19 protein-coding genes are annotated in these 22,029 nt (G+C 67.2%); 8 read left to right on the top strand and 11 right to left on the bottom strand.

The annotated features are described in order from the left end of the window. Nucleotides 1-113 precede the first annotated feature (113 nt). Entirely contained in the window at nucleotides 114-569 is a 456-nt protein-coding gene (locus tag ASE78_RS04905) for an Lrp/AsnC family transcriptional regulator (RefSeq protein WP_056494050.1), read from the bottom strand. Between the two features lie 124 nt (nucleotides 570-693). Here ASE78_RS04905 and alr point away from each other — a divergent pair, with 124 nt between their 5' ends. The 3 genes from alr to ASE78_RS04890 all read left to right on the top strand — a co-directional run bounded on the left by alr (nucleotide 694) and on the right by ASE78_RS04890 (nucleotide 3,869). Next, a complete protein-coding gene (gene alr / locus ASE78_RS04900; RefSeq protein WP_056494047.1) occupies nucleotides 694-1,806 on the top strand; it encodes an alanine racemase in 1,113 nt (370 codons plus the stop codon). After that, nucleotides 1,794-3,047, top strand: a complete 1,254-nt coding sequence (locus tag ASE78_RS04895; protein WP_056494044.1) for a D-amino acid dehydrogenase — start codon at nucleotides 1,794-1,796, stop codon at nucleotides 3,045-3,047. Before alr ends, ASE78_RS04895 begins: the two co-directional genes overlap by 13 nt. Nucleotides 3,048-3,119: 72 nt before the next feature. Beyond that, on the top strand, nucleotides 3,120-3,869 hold the full coding sequence (locus tag ASE78_RS04890) for a helix-turn-helix domain-containing protein (RefSeq protein ID WP_056494041.1): 750 nt from the start codon (nucleotides 3,120-3,122) through the stop codon (nucleotides 3,867-3,869). A 7-nt stretch (nucleotides 3,870-3,876) separates the two neighbouring features. On the opposite strand, the gene ASE78_RS04885 is transcribed toward ASE78_RS04890, so the two are convergent. The 3 genes from ASE78_RS04885 to polA form a co-directional block, all read right to left on the bottom strand. Continuing rightward, nucleotides 3,877-5,403 carry a lipopolysaccharide biosynthesis protein gene (locus ASE78_RS04885; protein WP_056494038.1) on the bottom strand — a complete coding sequence of 509 codons (1,527 nt, stop codon included), beginning with the start codon at nucleotides 5,401-5,403 and terminating at the stop codon, nucleotides 3,877-3,879. Nucleotides 5,404-5,593: 190 nt separating this feature from the next. Beyond that, complete coding sequence (locus tag ASE78_RS04880) at nucleotides 5,594-6,733, bottom strand: Fic family protein (protein ID WP_235514879.1); 1,140 nt, start codon at nucleotides 6,731-6,733, stop codon at nucleotides 5,594-5,596. 101 nt (nucleotides 6,734-6,834) lie between these two features. Next, the gene (gene polA / locus ASE78_RS04875) at nucleotides 6,835-9,594 is read right to left on the bottom strand and encodes a DNA polymerase I (RefSeq protein ID WP_056494032.1); all 2,760 of its coding nucleotides are present in this window, start codon (nucleotides 9,592-9,594) and stop codon (nucleotides 6,835-6,837) included. A 92-nt stretch (nucleotides 9,595-9,686) separates the two neighbouring features. Here polA and ASE78_RS04870 point away from each other — a divergent pair, with 92 nt between their 5' ends. Together ASE78_RS04870 and ASE78_RS04865 are read left to right on the top strand one after the other, a co-directional pair. Then, nucleotides 9,687-10,178 (top strand): TlpA family protein disulfide reductase, encoded by a 492-nt coding sequence (locus tag ASE78_RS04870; protein WP_156351293.1) that lies wholly within the window; start codon nucleotides 9,687-9,689, stop codon nucleotides 10,176-10,178. Between the two features lie 97 nt (nucleotides 10,179-10,275). Beyond that, nucleotides 10,276-11,040, top strand: coding sequence for a hypothetical protein (locus ASE78_RS04865; protein WP_156351292.1), 765 nt, complete (start codon nucleotides 10,276-10,278; stop codon nucleotides 11,038-11,040). Nucleotides 11,041-11,210: 170 nt separating this feature from the next. Here ASE78_RS04865 and typA read toward each other — a convergent pair whose 3' ends face one another. Further along, nucleotides 11,211-13,052 carry a translational GTPase TypA gene (typA, locus tag ASE78_RS04860; RefSeq protein WP_056494026.1) on the bottom strand — a complete coding sequence of 614 codons (1,842 nt, stop codon included), beginning with the start codon at nucleotides 13,050-13,052 and terminating at the stop codon, nucleotides 11,211-11,213. A gap of 429 nt (nucleotides 13,053-13,481) precedes the next feature. Then, on the bottom strand, nucleotides 13,482-14,720 hold the full coding sequence (locus ASE78_RS04855; RefSeq protein WP_056494023.1) for a glycoside hydrolase family 27 protein: 1,239 nt from the start codon (nucleotides 14,718-14,720) through the stop codon (nucleotides 13,482-13,484). 142 nt (nucleotides 14,721-14,862) lie between these two features. Here ASE78_RS04855 and ASE78_RS04850 point away from each other — a divergent pair, with 142 nt between their 5' ends. Genes ASE78_RS04850 through ASE78_RS18565 form a run of 3 tightly spaced genes read left to right on the top strand, consistent with a single transcriptional unit; the run spans nucleotide 14,863 to nucleotide 17,250 of the window. Then, nucleotides 14,863-16,059, top strand: coding sequence for a toxic anion resistance protein (locus ASE78_RS04850; protein ID WP_056494018.1), 1,197 nt, complete (start codon nucleotides 14,863-14,865; stop codon nucleotides 16,057-16,059). 5 nt (nucleotides 16,060-16,064) lie between these two features. Next, nucleotides 16,065-16,763: a hypothetical protein gene (locus ASE78_RS04845; RefSeq protein WP_056494015.1), complete on the top strand. Its 699-nt coding sequence runs from the start codon at nucleotides 16,065-16,067 to the stop codon at nucleotides 16,761-16,763. Between the two features lie 4 nt (nucleotides 16,764-16,767). Continuing rightward, nucleotides 16,768-17,250, top strand: a complete 483-nt coding sequence (locus tag ASE78_RS18565) for a hypothetical protein (protein ID WP_156351291.1) — start codon at nucleotides 16,768-16,770, stop codon at nucleotides 17,248-17,250. A 276-nt stretch (nucleotides 17,251-17,526) separates the two neighbouring features. On the opposite strand, the gene ASE78_RS04840 is transcribed toward ASE78_RS18565, so the two are convergent. Genes ASE78_RS04840 through ubiA form a run of 5 tightly spaced genes read right to left on the bottom strand, consistent with a single transcriptional unit; the run spans nucleotide 17,527 to nucleotide 21,962 of the window. Beyond that, nucleotides 17,527-18,261, bottom strand: a complete 735-nt coding sequence (locus ASE78_RS04840) for an energy transducer TonB (protein ID WP_082467056.1) — start codon at nucleotides 18,259-18,261, stop codon at nucleotides 17,527-17,529. Between the two features lie 46 nt (nucleotides 18,262-18,307). Next, the gene (locus tag ASE78_RS04835) at nucleotides 18,308-18,880 is read right to left on the bottom strand and encodes an SMI1/KNR4 family protein (RefSeq protein WP_056494012.1); all 573 of its coding nucleotides are present in this window, start codon (nucleotides 18,878-18,880) and stop codon (nucleotides 18,308-18,310) included. Nucleotide 18,881: 1 nt separating this feature from the next. Next, nucleotides 18,882-19,667 (bottom strand): 3'(2'),5'-bisphosphate nucleotidase CysQ, encoded by a 786-nt coding sequence (locus ASE78_RS04830; protein WP_056494009.1) that lies wholly within the window; start codon nucleotides 19,665-19,667, stop codon nucleotides 18,882-18,884. Then, nucleotides 19,660-21,006 carry a TldD/PmbA family protein gene (locus ASE78_RS04825; protein ID WP_056494006.1) on the bottom strand — a complete coding sequence of 449 codons (1,347 nt, stop codon included), beginning with the start codon at nucleotides 21,004-21,006 and terminating at the stop codon, nucleotides 19,660-19,662. The genes ASE78_RS04830 and ASE78_RS04825 overlap by 8 nt, the downstream gene beginning before the upstream one ends. Before the next feature lie 38 nt (nucleotides 21,007-21,044). Beyond that, entirely contained in the window at nucleotides 21,045-21,962 is a 918-nt protein-coding gene (ubiA, locus tag ASE78_RS04820) for a 4-hydroxybenzoate octaprenyltransferase (protein WP_056494003.1), read from the bottom strand. Nucleotides 21,963-22,029: the final 67 nt, after the last annotated feature.

Here is a 22,029-nt window from a genome sequence, read left to right as displayed (position 1 = left end):
GGGGGGGGGGGGGGGGGGGTTGGCTTGCGAGGGAAAGCGAGCGTTCCACAACCGGCCGACCCACCCCCGGCCCCTCCCTTCCAGGGAGGGGAGAAGCCAGATGCCGATCGGGCCTAGCCCCTACGCCTTGGCATCAGCGCGTTGCGCATCGCGAAGCTGGAGTTGATGCGCGTCACGCCGGGCAGGCGCGACAAGATGTCGGTGTGGAGCGCCTCGTACGCGCCGGCGGATTCGACCGCGACGCGCAGCCAGTAATCGGACTGGCCGGTCATCAGCCAGCATTCCTGGATTTCGGGGTGGCGCCGCACCGCCGCTTCGAAGCGCGAGAGATATTCCTCGGTCTGACGCTCCAGCGTCACCTGCACGATCACGGTCGCGCCGTGATCGGCAGGGTCGGCGCGGGTGACGACGGTATAGCCCCGGATCGCGCCGCCGTCTTCGAGCAGGCGGATGCGGCGCAGGCAGGCCGATGGCGACAGACCGACTTCGGCGGCGAGCGCGTTGTTGGGACGGCGCGCGTCCTGCCGCAGCAGGCTGAGCAATTTGCGGTCGATCGCGTCGAGGGTCATGGTTCCAAATCCGTCGTCGCTTGTTGCGTTCGATACAATCTATGGCAGATCATGCGACAATCGCGAACAATCTGCCGCGCCGACTGTAGTAGCGTCGTGGACGGGCAAGGAGCCGACGACGGGCATGGGTTTGCTGACGATCGATCTTGACGCACTGGTCGCCAATTACCGGAGCATCGCCGGCCGGGTCGCGCCGGCGCGTGCCGCCGGGGTGGTGAAGGCGGACGGCTATGGGCTGGGCGCGGCGGTCGTCGCCGATGCGTTGTACGGTGCCGGGTGCCGCGACTTCTTCGTCGCGCTGACCGGGGAGGCGGTGGCGCTGCGGCCTGCCCTGCCGGCAGATACGCGGCTGTTCGTGCTGAACGGGATTGCGCCGGGCGAGGAAGCGGCGTTGATCGCGGCGGAAGCGATTCCGGTGCTGAACGGTCCGATGGACATCGCGCGGTGGCGGGCGGCGGCGGAAGCGGCCGGGCGGCGGTTGCCGGCGGCGGTGCAGGTCGATAGCGGCATGTCGCGGCTGGGCCTTGCCCCGGCGGAAGTGGCGGAGATCGCGGTCGATCCGGCGCTGCTGGGCGGGATCGAGGTGGTGCTGGTGATGAGCCACTTCGCCTGCGCCGACGAACCGGGGGCTGCGGCGAACGACGCGCAGCGCGCGCGGTTCGCCGAGCTGGCGGCGATGCTGCCCCCTGCCCCGCGCTCGTTGTCCAATTCGGCGGGCGCGTTCCTGCCCGGCGATCAGGGCGATGTGGTGCGGCCCGGAATCGCGCTGTACGGCGGTGCGCCGCAGATGGGGGTCGCCAATCCGATGCGGCCGGTCGTCACGCTCGATGCGCGGATCGTGCAGGTGCGCGACGTGCCCGCCGGGACCGGGGTCGGCTATGGGCTGACGTCGGTCGCGGACCATGACCGGCGGATCGCGACGCTGTCCTACGGCTATGCCGATGGCTGGCCGCGCGCCTTGAGCAACCGGGGCATGACCTGGGTCGGCGGCCATGCCGCGCCGATCGCCGGGCGGGTGTCGATGGACAGCATCTGCATCGACGTGACCGGCGTGCCCGACGACGTACTGGCGCAGGCGAGCCATGCCGAGCTGATCGGCCCGAACCAGACGATCGATCGGGTGGCCGAGGATGCGGGCACGATCGCCTATGAAATCCTGACCGGACTGCGCCACCGCCATGCGCGGCGCATCCTGCCCGTCCGGGGCCACGGAGAGGCAAGCACATGCGGATCGTGATCCTTGGCGCGGGGGTGATCGGCGTCACCTCGGCATGGTATCTCGCGCAGGCCGGGCATGAGGTGGTGGTGATCGACCGCCAGCGCGGCCCGGCGCTGGAGACGAGTTTCGCCAATGCGGGCGAGATTTCGCCGGGCTATGCCTCGCCATGGGCGGCGCCGGGAATCCCGCGCAAGGCACTCAAATGGCTGTTCATGGAACATGCCCCGCTGATCCTGCGGCCGAAGGTCGATCTGGCGATGCTGCGCTGGCTGGTCGCGATGCTCGGCAACTGCAACGCGCGCGACTATGCGGTGAACAAGGGGCGGATGGTGCGGCTGGCCGAATATAGCCGCGACAAGCTGATCGAGCTGCGCGCCGCCACCGGCATCGCCTATGACGAACGGTCGCAAGGCACGCTGCAACTGTTCCGCGAGGAGAAGCAGCTTGCGGGGATCGACAAGGATACCGCGGTGCTCAAGGCCGACGGCGTGGCGTTCGAGGTGCTCGACCGCGCCGGCTGCATCGCCGCCGAGCCGGGGTTGTCGGGCAGCAACATGGACATTGCCGGGGGGCTGCGGCTGCCGGGTGATGAGACGGGCGACTGTTTCAAATTCACCAATGCGCTGGCGGACATGGCGGCGGATGCGGGGGTCGAGTTCCGCCTGGGGCAGACGATCCGCCGGCTGGTGCGCCAAGGCGACCGGGTGACGGGAGTCGAAACCGACCGGGGGGTGGTGCGCGGCGATGCCTATCTCGTGGCGCTGGGCAGCCATTCGCCGCGCCTCGTCGAGCCGCTCGGCCTGCGGCTGCCGGTGTATCCGGTGAAGGGCTATTCGATCACCGTGCCGATCGTCGACGAGGGACGCGCGCCCGTCTCGACGCTGCTCGACGAGAGTTACAAGGTCGCGATCACCCGGCTGGGCGACCGCATCCGCGTGGGCGGCATGGCGGAGATTTCGGGGTTCAACAACGACTTGCCCGATGCGCGGCGTGCGACGCTGGAATATTCACTGGGCAGCCTGTTCCCCGGTGCGGGCGACGTGTCGCGGGCCAGTTTCTGGAGTGGCCTCAGGCCGATGACGCCCGACAGTACCCCGGTGGTGGGGGCGACCAAGCTGTCCAACCTGTGGCTGAACACCGGCCACGGGACGCTGGGGTGGACGATGGCGTGCGGATCGGCGGCGGTGATCGCCGACCTGATGTCGGGGGGCCAAGCGGCGATCGAGACGGGCGATCTGGCGCTGTCGCGCTATCGATAGAAGCCGCGTCGCGGTTGCCGTCGACCGGTCGTCCTCCTAGACGACGGGGATGACACCGTTTGCGACCGCGTGATGCGCGAGGGGCTCGATACGCTGACCGAACGCGAGAAGGAGGCACTGCGCCTGCTGCTCGCCGGGCATGATGCCAAGTCGGTCGCGGCGCATCTGAACCTGTCGATCCACACGATCAACGAGCGGTTGCGCGACGCGCGGCGCAAGCTGGCGGTATCGAGCAGCCGCGAGGCCGCAAGGATTTTGGGCGATGCCGAGCGCGGTGGCCCCCAAACCATGGGGGACAAGCAATTGGGGGTGTCCCCCAACGCCGTTGCGGGTGCTTCCAGTGGTCCGCCGCAGTCGACCCGACTGCTCTGGCTCAGTGGAGGAATGCTCACCATGTCGATCCTGATCGCCGCCGTCATCGCGGCCGCCACCGCCTTCAACACCCCCGCGCCGACACCCGCCGCCACCGAACAGGTCGCGAGCGATCCGGCGGGGCAGCAGGTCGCACGGCAATGGCTGACGATCGTCGACCAGGAACGCTGGCAGGATAGCTGGCAGGCCGCCGGGGCGACCTTCCGCGATGCCGTGACCGCCGACCAGTGGACGGCGCAGGTCAAGCCGGTGCGCGCGCCGCTGGGCGCGGTTCGATCACGGACCGTCCAGCGGGCGACCACGACCACGTCGCTGCCGGGTGCCCCGGCGGGCGAATATCAACTGGTCGAGTTCCGCACGGCCTTCGCCAACCGCGCCGGTGCGACCGAAACGGTGGTGCTGGCGAAGGACGGCGGCCGGTGGGGCGTCGTCGGCTATTTCATCAAGTAACGCGGGGTCACACCTTGTAGCGGTCGGTCGGCAGGTGCGCCTCGCCGGCCGCCGCGCTCTTGTGGAACAGCGCCTTGTCTTCCGGGCGAAAGGCCCAGCGCCACAGGATCGCGAAATAGGTGGCGAGGATGATCGGGATGCCGAACAGCATTTCCGCCCATTCGTAGCGGCGCGGCAACTGCATGATCGCCGATCCGACCAGCGCCGCCGCCAGCACCGCCCAGACGAACGCCGGGCGGAAATCGCGCACGCTATGGTCGAGCAGTTTCGAGAGGAGCCCGGACTTGACGACCGAGCCGATACTGACCGAGGTGACGAGCGCCACCGCCGGCCCCGCCGCCGCCCATGGCTCGGGCCAGCCGAGGCCGCGCATCAGCGCGACCAGCGCGAAGCTCAAGGCCACCTGAAACGCGAGCAGCGCCAGCGAGATCATCAGGTTGCGGTGGCGCGCGATATAGACCAGCGCCGCTTCGGACACCGCGCCCTTGGCGGCGAACACCTCGGCGATCAGCAGGAACGACAAGGCCCCCGCCCCGCTGACGAATTCGCGGCCGACGACGCCCATCACGCCCGAGGCGGGGATGCTGCCCGCCAGCGCCAGTGCGGCCTGCGCGGTGATGATCCAGAAGCCGACCTGCCGCACCTGTCGCGCGACCGCCGCCTTGTCGCCATCGGCGAGGCTATGAGTGATGACCGGGCCGAGGACGGGATCGAAGCTGGTCTTGAGCTTTTGCGGCAGCGAGGCGACCTGTTGCGCCATGTAATAGACGCCGACCGTCGCCGGGCCGAACAGCAGCCCGAGGATGAAGCGATCGACGTTGCGCGTGCCCCATTCGATCGCGTCGGCGCCGGCCAGCGGCATGTTTCGCTTCACCAGCGCCAGCATCGGCCCCAGATGCGGCGACCAGCCGACCGGCAGGCCATAGCTGCGGACGAACGGGATGATCGAGGCGGCGAGCGCCGCCGCCATCGCCAGCACGTAGGACATGATGAGCCCGTCGCGCGTCGAATAATAGCTCAGGCCCCATGCGGCGATCGAGATCGTCCACGGCTCGACCACCGCGCGCGCCGTCACCGCCGCCTTCACGTTCAACCGGTAGGCGAGCGCGGCCAGGCTGACGTCGGACCAGGCGATGGCGAACACAACCAGCGGCAGCAGGCGTTCGAAGCCGATCACCTGGCTGTTGGGATACATGATCTGCGGAAAGACGAAGAGCAGCGCACTGGCCGCGACCGAGAGGATGAAGGCGACCGCCAGCGCATCCCACACGACATGCGCGTGCGGCCGGGTGGTCGACGACAATGCCTGTGCCAGCCCCCGCTTCAACCCCAGCGTCGCGATCAGCGCCGCCAGTTCGACCACCAGTACGGCGAGCGCGAACCGGCCGACGATCTCCGGCCCATAGACGCGGCCGGCGATGAACAGGAACGGCAACCGCGCGACGAGGCGCAGGACGAAGCCGAACACGTTCGTCCGCCCACCCTTGGCGAGTGCGGCGATGTCGTCGGTCGGCGGGGTCGGCGCGTCGGTCATGCGCCGCGCGGGGGGCAGGTCATCGCCGCGTCATAGGGGATGCCGCCGCCGCGCCATAGCCCCTCGTTTACGCTTTGCACGCCGGGTGCGGCTTGCGGGCAACGGTCGGAGTTCCGGTACCAACCCTGCCGAACCCGTTCGATCGGGCCGAAGCGAAAACCCGCGCGTTCGCGAGGGTTCGAACAGCCCGTCAGACCCGCAACAGATCGAGCAACGGGTCGAAGGCATAGAGCGCGGCGCGGCGGCCGGCCGACCCCTCGATCGTACGCAGGAAGCCCGCGTCGACCAGACGGCGCGACAACAGACGGGCCGAGGATCCGGGTATCCCCGAACGATCGACGAAACGGTCGTTGCGAAACACCGGGCTGGCGAAGACGAAGTCCAGTGCCTGATCGTGAAACTGCGAATTGAGCGTTTCGCGAAACCGCTCGCGCATGTCGCTGTAGAGCGCGAAAATCCTGTCGGCGGTCGAGATGTTGACGGCCGCCTGCGCGTGCATCGCGCGCAGGAAGAACACGATCCATCCCGTCCAGTCGCCGTCGGCGGAAACGGCGCGCATCCGGGCGATATATTCGTCCTTGTTCGCTTCGAAATAGCCCGAAACGAAGAAATTGGGCTGGGCGATGATGCCGAGTTTCCACAGCATGAGCGTGATGAGCATCCGGCCGATCCGGCCGTTGCCATCCTCGAACGGGTGCAGCGCCTCGAACTCGACATGGGTGAGCGCCGTGCGGATCAGCGGGCGCATCGTGCTTCCGTTCATGAAGCGCACCAGCCCTTCCATGGCCGGGGCAAGCATTTCGGGCGCGATCGGCACATAGTGGATCACACCGCGACGGTCGTCGCCGATATAATTCTGTTCGGTCTTGTACGCGCCGGGGCGCTTGCGCGCGCCGCGACCCATGAACAGCAATTGCTGATGGGCGGTGCGGATCAGGTGTTCGCTCAACGGCGCACCCTCGGCCAGCGATTGCTGCGCGTTGCGCAGCGCGCGGGAATAGAGGAAGGTTTCGATGTCGTCGTTGCGCGCTTCGCGATAGGGATCGAGTGCGCCGGCGTCTTCTTCCGCCTCGATCCGGTACACTTCCTCGATCGTCGAGATCGTGCCCTCCATCCGCGACGAACTGACCGCATCCTGCCGCCGCAGGGGAGCGAGGAACAGTTCGCTGTTCACCATGCTCGCCATCTTGGCATCGTACCGCGCCAGCGACGCGGCCGCTTCCTCCAGCGGTCCGAGGAGCGCGGCATAATCGAAGGTCGCGGGCGGGAACGCACCGTGATGATACGACACCGCCCGGGACATGTCATATCGGTTGGCAAGCATGGGCATCGATTCGGCTATCAGCAACGTGGATTGACGACAGTCTATTGGCAGCATCCGGCGTTGACAACAAAAGTCGGCTGTCTTTTAGCGACAAACGAGCTGTCCGATCAGTGCGCCGCGCCCCAGCTCTTGCCGGTGCCGATCTCGACGCCGAGCGGCACGCTCAGGTCGACCAGCGGTTCGGCCGCCGTTTCCATCACGCGGCGGATCACCGGGGTGGCCGCCTCGACCAGCGCTTCGGGGAGTTCGAAGACCAGTTCGTCGTGGACCTGGAGCAGCATCCGCACCTCGCCCAGCCCGGCCTGCGCCAGCGCCGGCCCCATGCGGGTCATCGCGCGTTTGATGATGTCGGCACTGGTGCCCTGTACCGGCGCGTTAATCGCGGCGCGCTCCGCCCCCTGCCGTTCGTGCTGCACCTTCGACTTGATGCGCGGGAAATGGGTCTTGCGGCCGAACAGGGTGGTGGTGAAGCCGGTGGTGCGCACGGCTTGCGTCGTTTCGGCGATGTAGCGGTTGATGCCGGGGAAGCGATCGAAATAACGGTCGATCATCGCCTGCGCTTCCTCCGCGCTCACGTCCAGCCGCCCGGCGAGGCCCCAGCGGCTGATGCCGTAGAGGATCGCGAAGTTGATCGTCTTGGCACGGCCGCGGGTGTCGCGGTTGACCTCGCCGAACAGTTCCTGCGCGGTGATGCTGTGGATGTCGTCACCGCGCGCGAACGCCTCGCGCAACTGCGGCACGTCGGCGATGTGCGCGGCCAGGCGCAGCTCGATCTGCGAATAGTCGGCGGCGAGGATGACGTTGCCCGGCTCGGCCACGAAGGCATCGCGGATCTGGCGGCCGATTTCGGTGCGGATCGGGATGTTCTGGAGATTGGGGTCGGTCGACGACAGGCGGCCGGTCTGCGCGCCGGTGAGGCTGTACGACGTGTGGACGCGGCCGGTGGCGGGGTTGATCTGCGCCTGGAGCGCGTCGGTATAGGTGTTCTTCAGCTTGGTGAGCTGTCGCCAGTCGAGCACGCGCGCGGCGATCTCGGCACCGGCCGATGTCCTGTCGGCGGCGATGCGTTCCAGTTCGGTGACGTCGGTCGAATAGACGCCCGACTTGCCCTTACGCCCGCCCTTGATCCCCAGCGTCACGAACAGCACGTCGCCGAGTTGCTTGGGCGAGCCGATGGTGAATTTCGTGCCGGCCAAGTCGTGGATCTGGGTTTCGAGGTCGGCGATGCGCGTGGAAAATTCGTCCGACAGGCGGGCGAGGACCTTCGCGTCGACCTTGATCCCGGCCTGCTCCATGTCGGCGATCACCTGCACCAGCGGGCGATCGACCCGTTCGTAGACGGTCGTGACCGATTCATACGCCAGGCGCGGCTTGAACCGGCGATGGAGCCGGAGCGTCACGTCGGCATCCTCGGCGGCGTAGCGGGTGGCGGTCTTGAGGTCGATCTCGCCGAAGCCGACCTGTTTCTTGCCGGTGCCGACGACGTCCTTATAGGCGATGCAGCTATGGCGCAGGTGGGTGGCGGCGAGTTCGTCCATGCCGTGGCCGTGGTTGCCGGCGTCGAGCGCGAAGCTCATGACGATCGTGTCGTCATAGGGCGCGACGGTGAGGCCCAGCCGCGCGAGCACGACCATGTCGTATTTCAGGTTATGGCCGATCTTCAGCACCGCCGGGTCGGCCAGCAGCGGTTTCAGCGCGGCGACGGCGGCGTCGCGATCGATCTGGACCGGTTTTTCGGCGAACATGTCGGTGCCGACGTGGGCGATCGGCACATAGCAGGCGCGATTGGGGGCGAGTGCGAGGCTGAACCCGACGAGGTCGGCGCGGGTGGCGTCCAGCCCGGTCGTCTCGGTATCGATCGCGACATGGCCCAGCGCCGTCGCCTCAGTGATCCAGCGGTCGAGGGTGGCGAGATCGGTGACGGTTTCATAGCCGTCGTGGTTGCATGGCGCCTCGTCATCGTCCGCCACCGGTGCGGCCGGGGTGTCGGGGGCTGGATCGGCGACGGTGGCGAGCTTGGTCAGCAGCGTGCGGAAGCCGTGATGTTCGAGGAACGCGCGGAGCGGTGCCTCCGGGATGCCCTGCATCGCCAGTGCGTCGAGCGGTTCGGGCAAGGCGCCATCGCATTTCAGCGTCACCAGCACCTTCGACAGCCGCGCGGCATCGGCATGGTCGATCAGATTGTCGCGCAGCTTGCCCTTCTTCATCTCGGGCGCGGCGGCGAGCACCGCTTCGAGATCGCCGTGTTCGTTGATGAGCTTGGCCGCCGTCTTGGGGCCGACGCCGGGGACGCCGGGGACGTTGTCGACGCTGTCGCCCATCAGCGCCAGCACGTCGCCCAGCTTGTCGGGGGTGACGCCGAACTTCTCGACGACATGCTCGGGGCCGAGCGTGCGGTTGTTCATCGTGTCGAGCATGTCGACCGACGGATCGGTCATGAGCTGCATCAGGTCCTTGTCGGCGCTGACGATCGTGACCTGCCACCCCTGCGCCAGTGCCGCCTGAGTATAGCAGGCGATGATGTCGTCGGCTTCCAGCCCCGCTTCCTCAATGCACGGCAGGCTGAACGCGCGGGTCGCATCGCGGATCATCGGGAACTGGGGGACGAGGTCCTCGGGCGGCGGCGGGCGGTGCGCCTTATACTGGTCGTACAGGTCGTTGCGGAAGGTCTTCGACGATTTGTCGAGGATGACCGCCATGTGCGTCGGCCCGTCCGCCTTGTGCAGCGCATCGGCCAGCCGCCACAACATCGACGTATAGCCATAAACCGCGCCGACCGGCTCGCCATGGATGTTTGTGAGCGGCGGCAGCCGGTGATAGGCGCGGAAGATATAGCCGGAGCCGTCGACGAGATAGAGATGGGGCATGGGGCATGGGATAGCAGCGCGGGGCATGGCGCGGCAACGGCTTGACGAAATCCGTGGTTCGGCGAATCCTGTGCGCCGGGGGGATATACTATATGCTGAAATGGATGTTGCCGCTGCTCGCCGCCGCCGCGATCGCCACGCCTGCCGCCGCCAAGGAATTGAAGGTCGGGCAGGTCGCGCCGCCGATCGAGTTCACGCTGGCCGACGGGACCAAGACGACGCTGGCCGAACATCGCGGCGAAGTGGTGCTCATCAATTTCTGGGCGACGTGGTGCGTGCCATGCCGCGTCGAACTGCCGCTGCTCGACGGCTATTACCGGCAGGTCAGCAAGCACGGCATGCGCGTGTTCGCGGTGACGACCGAGGGATCGGTGCCGATCTTCAAGATGAAGGCGCTGTTCAATGCGCTGGCGATCACCCCGGCCAAGCGGATCAAGGGGATCGACGACGCGACGGCGGTGCCGACCAATTACATCGTCGATCGCAAGGGGGTGGTGCGCTACGCCAAGGCGGGGGCGATGACGCTCGACGATCTGAACCGGGAGCTGGTCCCGTTGCTGAACGAGCGGGTGCCGGTGGGCTGACGGCATCGCATCGCCGATCGAATCGCCTTCGTAACGATCGTATTGCCGGCTGAAATGGAGTAAGGTGCCGGTCCATGGGTTATCGGGGGAATAACACATGGCTACACGGTCAATGCCGCAGTCGGTCGCGACGCGGGAACATCGGTTCTTTCTCTACTCGGCGATTGCGATGGCGGCCGTGCTGGTTGCCGGATTTTCGCTAAACCTCGCCGCCGGACGTTCGTCCTTCGCGCTGCCGCTCGTCTACCACGTCCACGGCCTCGTCTTTCTGGGCTGGATCGCGCTGTATGTGACGCAGACCGCCCTGGTCGCCGGTCGAGCACTCCATTGGCATCGGCGGCTTGGCTGGCTGGCACTGATTTGGTTGCCGGTCATGGTCACGCTGGCCATTGCGATTACCTTGCATGCCGTGCGCGACCATGGCGGACCGCCGGTGTTCGACGTCAACTCCTTCCTGATCGGCAATCCGGCCGGCATCCTGACCTTCGCCCTGCTGACGGGTGCCGCCATCGCGCTGCGGCGGCGGACCGACTGGCATCGCCGGCTGATGTTCTGCGCCATGGCCGCGATTACCGGGCCGGGGTTCGGACGCCTGCTGCCGATGCCGTTCCTGATTCCATGGGGCTGGTGGATCGCGGCGCTGATCGCGCCGTCGATCTTCCCGATCGTCGGCGCGGTCGCCGACTGGCGGCGAACCGGCCGGGTGCATGTCGCATGGGCGTGGGGCTGGGGCTTCTTCGTCGCGATGTTCCTGCTCGCCGAACTGTTCGCCTACAGCAGCGCGGGCATGGCGCTGACCCATGCGGTGATCGACGGCACGCCCGGCGCGGCGCGACCGATCAAGGCGTTCTTCCCGCAATAGGAAACGGCCCCGGGATCGCTCCCGGGGCCGTTTTCTTTTTTGTCGCCCGACGTGGCGAAGCCACGTCGTCGGTCCTTGCCTTTAGCAAGGCCGGCCGGGCGGGCCTTGTTCGGCTTGGCGTAGCATTCGCTACGCCTTTGCCCGGCCCGCCTTGCCCGGCCCCGCTATTCTCAGGCGGCCTTCGCCCGGCTCGCGCGCTTGCGCTCGTTGGGGTCGAGATGGCGCTTGCGCAGGCGGATGTTCTTCGGCGTCACTTCGACCATCTCATCGTCGTCGATGTACGCAATCGCCTGTTCCAGCGTCATCTTCTTCGGCGGCGTCAGGCGGATCGCGTCGTCCTTGCCGCCCGATGCGCGGAAGTTGGTGAGCTGCTTCGCCTTCATCGGATTGACCTCGAGGTCATCCGTCTTGGCGTTCTCACCGATGATCATGCCTTCGTACAGCGCCTCGCCGTGGCCGACGAACAGGATGCCGCGCTCTTCGAGCGGACCCAGTGCATAGCCCTGCGCTTCGCCGGCGCCGTTCGAGATCAGCACGCCGTTCTTGCGGCCTTCGATCTGGCCCTTGTGGGGGCCGTACTTCTCGAACAGCCGGTTCATGATGCCGGTGCCGCGCGTGTCCGACAGGAACTCGCCGTGATAGCCGATCATGCCGCGCGACGGCGCGGAGAAGGTGATGCGGGTCTTGCCGCCGCCCGAGGGACGCATGTCGGTCATCTCGGCCTTGCGCAGGTTCATCTTCTCGACGACCGTGCCCGAATATTCCTCGTCCACGTCGATGATGACGGTTTCGTACGGCTCGGTCTTCTTGCCGTCCTCATCCTCGCCGAACAGCACGCGCGGACGCGAGATGCCCAGTTCGAAGCCTTCGCGGCGCATCGTCTCGATCAGCACGCCGAGCTGCAATTCGCCGCGACCGGCGACTTCGTAGCTGTCGCGATCGGCGGCTTCGGTCACTTTCACGGCGACGTTCGATTCGGCTTCGCGGAACAGGCGGTCGCGGATCATGCGCGACGTGACCTTGGTGCCCTCACGCCCCGCCATCGGCGAATCGTTGACGGCGAAACGCATCGACAGCGTCGGCGGATCGATCGGCTGCGCGTGCAGCGGCTCGGTGACCTGCGGATCGCAGATGGTGTTCGACACGGTGGCGACGGCGAGGCCGGCCAGCGAGATGATGTCACCCGCCTTGGCTTCGTCGACCGGCACGCGCTCCAGCCCGCGGAACGACATGATCTTGGACGCGCGGCCCGTTTCGATGATCTTGCCGTCGTTGTCGAGCGCGTGGATCGGCTGGTTCAGCTTGATCGTGCCCGAGTTGACGCGGCCGGTCAGCACGCGGCCGAGGAAGTTGTCACGGTCGAGCAGGGTGACGAGGAAGGTGAACGGAACGTCCTCCACTTCCACCTTCGGCGCGGGGACGTGGGCAACGATCGTCTCGAACATCGGGATCAGCGTGCCTTCGCGCGCGTCCATGTCGGTCGAGGCATAGCCGTTGCGGCCCGAGGCGTAGAGCACCGGGAAATCGAGCTGTTCGTCGTTCGCGTCGAGCGAGACGAAGAGGTCGAACACTTCGTCCAGCACTTCCTGGATGCGCGCGTCGCTGCGGTCGACCTTGTTAACGACGACGATGGGCTTGAGGCCCAGCGCCAGCGCCTTGCCGGTCACGAACTTCGTCTGCGGCATTGCGCCTTCCGACGAATCGACCAGCAGGACGACGCCGTCGACCATCGACAGGATGCGTTCGACTTCGCCGCCGAAGTCGGCGTGGCCCGGCGTGTCGACGATGTTGATGCGGATCGATTCATCGCTGCCCGGCGGGGTCCAGTCGACCGAGGTCGGCTTGGCGAGAATGGTGATGCCACGCTCTTTTTCGAGGTCGTTCGAATCCATCGCGCGTTCCTCGACGCGCTGGTTGTCGCGGAACGTGCCGGACTGACGGAACAACTGATCGACGAGCGTGGTTTTGCCGTGATCGACGTGGGCGATGATCGCCACGTTGCGAAGGCTCATACTATTTCCTGGATCGTGCGGGAGTGCAGTTGGGCGCGCGCTTAGCGTATTTATCGCGATTCCGCAAAGGGGGCGTTTTTGCGGTGCAGCGTGTTGGCGTAAAATACGCTGGAATTTTTTCACGCGGAGGCGCGGAGACGCGGAGGGGTTGCGCTTGCGGCACCCGGTTCGCGTCCGGGAGACGGTGCGCTACCGGAAACGCAGGCAAGAAGCTGCTGGCGCGGATGACGGACGCCACGACCGGAACCCCTCCGCGCCTCCGCGTGAACCAACCTTCCTTCTTCATGATCGCAGTAGAGAAAAAGGAGTTTTCGCGCAGAGGCGCAGAGAGGGGGCGTTCGACGCTGTCGTTGTAATAGCCAAGCGACAGCGTCTCCCGATCGCGCCCTTCCCTCTGCGGCCTCTGCGCCTCTGCGCGAAAACCCTCTTCTACTTACCCGGCGTGACGCGGACCATGACGACGCCGTGCGCCGGGACGGTCGCGGCGAACTTGCCGGTCATGCGGCCGAGCGATTTGTGCGCCCACAGGTCGCGCACTTCGGCCGTTACCCCCGCCGGATAGCCGATCTCGGGCCAGGTCGCGGTGATCGGCGCGGGCGTCTCGCCGCGGTTGAACAGGATCACGGCACGCGATCCGTCGGACAGCGTGCGCGACCAGACTTCCCGATCGCCGTCGTCACGGACGCGGCGGCCCTGTGCGCCAAGCGCGTCCTGATCGACCGCGATGACCTCGTGGTTCAGCAGGATCGCCTTCGTCGCGTCATTCATCGTGGCGATGTCGTTGCCGGCGATCAGCGGTGCGGCCATCATCGCCCACAGGCTGAAATGCGCGCGATATTCGGTATCGCTCATCCCGCCGTTGCCGACTTCGAGCATGTCGGGATCGTTCCAGTGGCCGGGGCCGGCGTGCGGATAGAGCGGTTCGTTGAGGTCGACGATGTCGGTCATGCCGATCGACCATTTCTCGCGGCCCTTCCACCCGTCGCGGATGTCGGACGAGGTGCGCCAGAGATTGCCGATCTTCTTGGCCCATTCCCACGGCCGGTTGTTGCCCCATTCGCAGATCGCCAGCACGATCGGCCGGCCGCTGGCTTTCAGCGCATCCGCCATCAGCGCATAGGCTTCCTCGGCATTGCGGACCCCGGTCGAGCACCAGTCGTATTTCAGATAGTCGACGCCCCAGCGGGCATAGGTCAGCGCGTCCTGATATTCATGGCCCTGGCTGCCGGGCTTGCCGCCGCAGGTCTTGGCACCGGCGTCCGAATAGATGCCGAACTTCAGCCCCTTGCTGTGAATATAGTCGGCAAGCGCCTTGATCCCGCTCGGGAATTTCTCGGCATTGGCAGTGATGAAGCCGTTGGCGTCGCGAGCCCCATGCCAGCAATCGTCGATGACGATATAGGTGTAGCCCGCCGCCTTCATGCCGTTGCCCGCCATGGCGTCGGCCATGTCGCGCACGATCTTTTCGGTGATGGTGCAGCCGTATTTGTTCCAGCTATTCCAACCCATCGGCGGGGTGAGCGCGAGGCCGTTGGCGGTCCGCGTCGGATCAAGCGACGGCCTCAGCGTGTTGGGATCGATGAACTGGTCCTGTGCCTGCGCCGCCTGCGTCACCAACGCGAGCGACAGGGCGGCGGTCCGCAACAGGCCGGATAAACGCTTCGTCATGGCAATCCCCTCTGCCGGGCTGGCTATCGCGTTTGACAACGTGGGACAAGAGGTTGCATCACCGTGGTGTATTATCTAAATACCACAGTTGAACCCGGTGACGTTCCCCGGCATCTAGGGCGGGACGACCGTTGGAGGGATTATGGCGACGTTGACGATCGACGAACCGACGCTGGTGCTGACCCCGCCCGATCCGGTGCCGACGGTGGCCCCGGCCAAGGCCGCCGGGCTGGTGCCGGTGGACGACACCAAGAAGACCGAGTTGCAGACCCGGGTCGACGACTTCATCGAGCAACTGATCGCGCAGGACACCAACTCGCCCGAATTCGGCAAGCGGGTCGATGCGATCAGCAATCTAGGCGCGCGCGAGATTCGCGAGGCGGCGGGCCAGTCGAACCGCTTCCTCGACCGGCCGGTGCGGGCGATGGATCAGGAATCGGGCGTCGGCACCGATCTGGCGCAGCTTCGCCGCACGATCGAGGACCTCGATCCGGGTCGTCAGGGCAATCTGATGGAGCCCAAGAAGCTGTTCGGGATGATCCCGTTCGGCAGCAAGGTGCGCGACTATTTCGACGGCTATAAATCCGCGCAGAGCCATATCGCCGAAATTCTGAAACGCCTGCAGTCGGGCAAGGACGAGCTGTTGATGGACAATGCCGCCATCGACACCGAACGCGCCAACCTGTGGACCGCGATGGGGCGGCTGGAGCAGATGATCTATCTGTCGAAGGAGATGGACCAGAAGCTCGAGGACAAGGCCAACGAGCTGGACCACAGCGATCCGGCCAAGGCGAAGGCGGTGCGGGAAACCGCGCTGTTCTATGTCCGCCAGCGCAGCCAGGACCTGCTGACGCAGATGGCGGTGACGGTGCAGGGCTATCTGGCGCTCGATCTGGTCAAGAAGAACAATGTCGAGCTGGTGAAGGGCGTCGACCGTGCCAGCACCACCACGGTCGGCGCGCTGCGCACGGCCGTCACGGTGGCGCAGGCGCTGACCAACCAGAAGCTGGTGCTCGAACAGATCACCGCGCTCAACACCACCACCGCCAACATCATCGATTCGACCAGCAAGCTGCTGAAAAGCCAGACGGCGACGATCCATGAACAGGCGGCATCGGCAACGATTCCGGTCGAGGTGCTGCAACGCGCGTTCCAGAACGTCTATGACACGATGGATGCGATCGACACGTTCAAGCTGAAGGCGCTCGATTCGATGAAAACCACGGTCGGCACGCTGTCGAACGAGATCGAGAAATCGAAGGGCTATATCGCCCGCGCCGAGGGTGCGTCGCAGAATGCGACAGGCAGGGGCGAGACGTTCAAGCTGGAGGCGATGTAACCGCGATGGCCCGTGCCGACGAGACGCTGGAGCGCGCCGAACTGACGCTGGAGCGCGTGCGCGAGCGGCACGGCGCGGTCGCCCCGCGCGCAAGGCGGCGGCGCGAGGCGGAGGTGCTGCGGCGGCTCGGCCGGATCGCGGTGGCGGACGGCGCGATCATCGTCGGCGCGCTGGTGATCGGGTGGTTCCTGCCGCTGGGTCTGGGTGGCGCGATGCTGGTGATGGCGTTGCTGATCGCCGCCACCGCGCTGTTCGCGCTGATGCCGGTGACGCGCGAGGTGGTGGCCGAGCAACTGGTGCAGGCGCCGCTCAAATCGCTGCCGGCGCAGACCGAGCGCTGGCTGTCGGCACAGCGCCCCGCCCTGCCCGCGCCCGCCATGACGCTGGCCGACGCGATCGGGATCAAGCTCGATACGCTGTCGGCGCAGTTGGCGGGGTTGAGCGAGAGCGAGCCGGCGGCGGCCGAAGTGCGCAAGCTGGTGGGCGAGCAACTGCCCGAACTGGTGCGCGGCTATCAGCGGGTGCCCGAGCTGCTGCGCCGGACCCCACGCAACGGGCGCACGCCGGATGAACAACTGGTCGAGGGGTTGAAGGTCATCGACAGCGAAATCGCGGCGATGACCGAGCAACTGGCGCAGGGTGATCTGGACAGCCTCGCGACGCGGGAGCGGTTCTTGCAGATCAGGTATCAGGGCGAGGAGTAGGCGGTTGCTCCGCTACGCACCCGTGCTGGCGATACTGCTGGTGCCGAGTGGGTGTGCTGCGCTTACATCTGCCGACCCCGAACAAGCGGATTGCCTCATTCCCGCATCGCATCGTTGGGAAAACGATCCTCCCCCCGCTTTCGCTGATGCGGTCGAAATCGATCGGTCACAGGTCCGGGCGGTGGTCCGTAACGTGCCGGATGCGGTTCAAGCACTGGCGCTAAGATCGGCCATGCCGTTGTCGAATGCGAAAGCAGCACGGTTCACTGATACAACTCATCCCCCCGCCGGGGCTGGACTGCGACCATATCTCATCCGCGCCGTTTATCCGAACGCGAAGCCGGTACTCTCGGTCAGCCGGTATCGGCGATCGGTGCTGGTAAGCGCATATGCGTTAGGCTGTGCGCCTTTCGTCGGACACCCCGTCGTGGTGTTCCTGCCCTTCACTCCGAACGGCGTATATGTGGAAGCCTCGGCAGCACTCTAACGACCGCGGAACGACAATCCTCCTTTCCGTCAATCCAAGGCGTTGAAATATAGGGCCGATCGACATTCGGTTCTTCCGGTGAAGTCCGTAGGTAAAAATACCATCCTCTTTCGTCACCCCGGACTTGTTCCGGGGTCCACCTGGCCGCGAACGCTGTCGCAAGTGCCTCCAACGGCATCGATCGCTGCACGGTGGACCCCGGAACCAGTCCGGGGTGACGGAAATGGTCTATGCGGGCGTCACGGACGATTGAATGTCGATCGGCCCTAGGCCCCCCTACTCCCGCTCCACATCCCATTCGTGCCGCTGCACCATGACCGACGACACCGGCCGCCCCCGGCTGTCCAGCGACGGGCGGAAGCGGAAGGCGCGTTCGATCTGGCGGCAGGTCGCGATGTCGATCGCGCGGTTGCCGCTCGAGCGGCGGATGCGGCAGTCGGTCGCGCGGCCGTTCGGTTCGACGACATAGTCGACCTCGACGCTGCCCTCGAAGCCGTTTTCCTCGAGGTCGGGGGGCAGGCGCGCGCCTTGCAGCGAGCCGCCGATCTGTTCGGGGGGCGTGTCGCCGCCGCCCGACCCGTCGCCATCCCCCGCGCCGCCGCTGCCGAGGCCATCGCCGATCCCGCCCGCGCCGGTGCCCGGCCCGACCATATCGGTCGCGCCCGACGAGGCATCGTTGCCCGGACCGGCGACCGGCGCGGTCACGACCGGCGGCGGTACGGGCAGCGGCACGACCGGCGGGATCGCGACGATCTCGGTCGCTTTCGATCGGATGTTGGGCGGCGCGGCGCGGCCTTCGGGGCGGCCTGCCCGCACGACCTGCGGCACGGGCGGGGGTGGCGGCGGATCGGGCGGGGGCGGCAGGATGTCGAACGTGGCGAGCGCGCCTTGCGCGGCGCGGGGAATATCGACGCCCAACCCCACGATCAGCGCCCAGCCGAGCAGGACGTGCAGGCCGATCGTCACCGCCAGCGCGGTGCCTTTCGTCCGGTCGGGAAGCGTCTCGGTCATCGCCATGGTGATGGCACAACGCCGATGAATGGCGGCTGATCCGGGGTCAGGTCATGTCGTAGGGATCGGCGATGTAGCCGGCGACGAAATCGGAGAAACTGGCGGCCACGATACAGTCGTCATTTTCGCCAAGGATCACGGCGACCTTCCCCCAATCGGGTCCGGGTTCGCAGCAGATCACCCACGCCCAACTCCAGATCAGATGATCGACGAAGAACAGCCAGCGACTCCCCCCGTCGCTGATGACGGGACCTACCGGATGCTCATGCTCGTCGGGCAGGTTGCGGAGGCGATCAAGGTGCCACCACGTTCCCATCCCGGCATCCATCTCTTCCTCGCGCGATGGACAGGCGTTGGCGAGATAGGCGCGGAAGTCCGGCGGCAGGACGATGTCGTAGCGGCGTTCCAGCGTTTCGATCACTTCGTCGGAAGCCCCACCGATCGGGATGTCGCTCCGGGTCCGGTCCCACCATGCGACCAGCGTCCGCCATGCCCAGTCGGGATCGTCGGCCGCTTCCGGCGGGGCGACCGGGCGTGATTGCGGGTTGCTGCGGTCGACCTTAAACCACTCGAACGGCTCGCGCCGCTCCCGCCCCAACAGCCGCGCCAGCCACCCCATCCTACCGCTTGCCCAGCGCCACGATCGCGCGGTCGCGCAGCCGTTCCACCGCCGCCGCGTGGATGCCCGGCGCGGCGGCCATCACCCCGAAGAATTGCGGGCGCGGCTGGTTGAAACGCAGCTTGCGGCCGATCGCATCGGTGACGGTCGCGCCCGCCTCGCGCGCTAGCAGGATGCTGGCCGCGACGTCCCATTCATTGCCCCAGCGCAGGGTTGCCAGGAAATCGGCATCGCCGTTGGCGACCATCGCCATCCGCAGCGCGATCGAATTGGGCTTGGCCACCACCGCCAGATCGCGGTCGGCCTTTGCCAGCACGTCGACGGGCGTGCGGCTGCCCGCGAAATCGGTGCGGGCGCTGGCGTGGATGCGGCTGCCATTGGCATAGGCCCCGGCCCCGGCCAGCGTCGTCCATACCTGCCCGCGCGCCGGCGCGTGGAGGATGCCGAGCACCGGCTGGCCATCCTCGACCAGCGCGATCGATACCGCCCAGCCGTCGCGTCCGCGGATATAGTCGCGGGTGCCGTCGATCGGGTCGACGATCCACACCCGGCGGCGCATCAGCCGGTCAGCGTCGTCGGCGGTTTCCTCCGACAGCCAGCCGGCATCGGGCAACAGCGCCGACAATCGCTCGCGCAGCAATCGGTCGACGGCGAGATCGACCTCGCACACCGGATTGCCCGGTGCTTTTTCCCACGTTGCGAAATCACCGCGAAACCGGGCGTGCGCCAACGCCGCCGCCTCCCCCGCGATGGCAACGACGCGCCCGAGCAGCGCGGCGTCAGCCACCCGCGACCGTCATCGCCGCGACTCGCAGCGTCGGCACGTTCACCCCCTGCCGGAATTCGAGGTCGCCCGCCGCGCTCAAGCTGCCGAGCATGTCGCGCAGGTTCGACGCGATGGTGATGCCCGACACCGGACGGGTGATCTCGCCATTCTCGATCAGGAAGCCCGACGCGCCCCGGCTGTAGTCGCCGGTGACGCCGTTCACCCCCTGCCCGATCAGCTCGGTGACGAGCACGCCATAGTCGATGTCGGCAATCAGCGCGTCGCGGCTGCCGCTGCCGCCCGCCAGATGGATGTTGCCGGTGGTGACGCCGGGCGGGCCGCCCAATCCGCGCGAGGCATGGCCGGTCGGCTCCAGCCCCAGTTGCCGCGCCGACGCGCTGTCGAGCAGCCATGTCTCCAGCACGCCATGATCGACCAGCGCCATCGGCGACACCGCCAGCCCCTCGCCATCGAACGGGCGCGAGCGCAGGCCGTGCGGCAGATGCGGATCGTCGAGGATCGACAGCGCGGTCGGCAGGATCGCTTTGCCCAGACAGTCGCGCAGGAAGCTGGTGCCGCGCGCGATCGACGGGCCGCCGATCGCGCCGAGAATATGGCCGATCAGGCTGGAGCCGACGCGCGGGTCGAACACCACCGGCACGACGCCGCTCTGCATCGCCACCGGGTTCAGCCGGGCGACGGCGCGCGTTCCCGCGCGGGTGCCGATCTCATCCGCCGCTTCGAGCATGCGGCGGTGGCGCGTGGCGTGATGGGCGTGGTCGCGCTGCATCCCCTCGCCGCTCCCGGCGACGACGCTGGCGGAGATGCCGTGGCTGGTGACGGCATAGCCGTGCGCGAAGCCGTGACTGGTCGCCAGCGCCACGACCGCACGGCTGACGCTGGCCGATCCGCCTTCGGAATTGGTGACGCCGGGAACGGCGCGCGCGGCATCCTCGACCGCCTGCGCCGCTTCGCGCAACGCTTGCGGCGAGACGTCGCCACCATCGTCCAGATCGAGCAGCGGCGGCGCGCCGTGCAGTAGCCGTTCGGCAGGTGCAAGGCCGGCCCATGGGTCCTCGGGCGCGGCTTTCGCCATCGCCACCAGCCGCTCAGCCAGCGCATCGAGACCGGCGTCGGACAGGTCGGAGGTCGAGACGCTCGCCGAACGACGGCCGACGAAGGCGCGCAGGCCCAGTTCCGATCCTTCGGAACGTTCGACATCCTCGAGCGCGCCGAGGCGGACCGATACCGCCAGCGCGGTGTCGGCGATCAGGATCGCATCGGCGGCGTCGGCACCGTGCGCGCGGGCACGGAGGGTGGCGGCATGGGCACGGTCGGCGGCGATGGCGGGAGTCAGCATGGCAGCGACATGGGAAGCGTTCGCGCCGAGGGCAACGCTCACGCCGCCTGTCCGACGACAAGAAGGCCGAGGAACAGCAGCAATCCGGCGTCGCGGTTGCTGCGGAAGCGCGCCAGCGTGTTCGCGCCATCGTCGGGTTTCAGTGTCGCGACCTGCCACGACAAGTGCAGCGCGGCGGGCAGCAGCGCGGCGAGCGCGAGGGGCGTCGGGAACACCCGCCACACCGCCGCTGCCCAGCAGACGATCGCGACCCCGTACAGCAACGTCACCCCGCCGCGCACCCGCCCGCCCATCGCGCGGGCCGACGAGCGGACGCCGACCATCGCGTCATCCTCGATGTCCTGACAGGCATAGATGGTGTCATAGCCGATCACCCACGCGATCGACCCGGCATAGAGCAGCGCCAGCGTGGCCCAGTCGCCCACCGCCATCTGCGCCCATGCGACCGGGGCGGCCCAGGAGAACACCATGCCGAGCCACGCCTGCGGCCACCACGTGATCCGCTTCATGAACGGATAGGCCGCGACCAGCGCCAGACTGCCGAGCGCGACGATGGCGGCGGTGAGGTTCAGTTGCAGCAGGACGACGAGGCCGATGAGGCTGAGAGTTACCAGCCACGCCCACGCCGCCTTCACCGACACCGCGCCGCTCGCCAGTGGCCGCTTCGCGGTCCGCGCCACCTGCCGGTCGAGATCGCGGTCGATGATGTCGTTGTAGACACAGCCCGCGCCGCGCATCGCGATCGAGCCGAGCAGGAACCACAGCAACATGTCCCAGCGCTCGGTGGCGCGGCCCGACAGTGCGATCGCCCATGCGCCGGGCCAGAACAGCAACCACCAGCCGATCGGCCGGTCGAACCGCGCGAGCAGCGCGAACGGGCGGGCGGCGGGCGGCAGGACGGCGATCAGTCCCAGATGCTCGGTATCGGCGACATGGGTGGCGGCAGGATCGGTCATCGTCCCCTGCTGCCATGGGTGGGCGGTTTGCGACAGGGGGTTTCCTGCGGTGTGCCCGGTGTTCTGC

It is taken from the genome of Sphingomonas sp. Leaf25 (assembly GCF_001421635.1).
Lineage (GTDB): Bacteria > Pseudomonadota > Alphaproteobacteria > Sphingomonadales > Sphingomonadaceae > Sphingomonas.
Note: the sequence above shows the minus strand (reverse complement) of the source record. Positions and strands in the feature narration are given on the sequence as shown.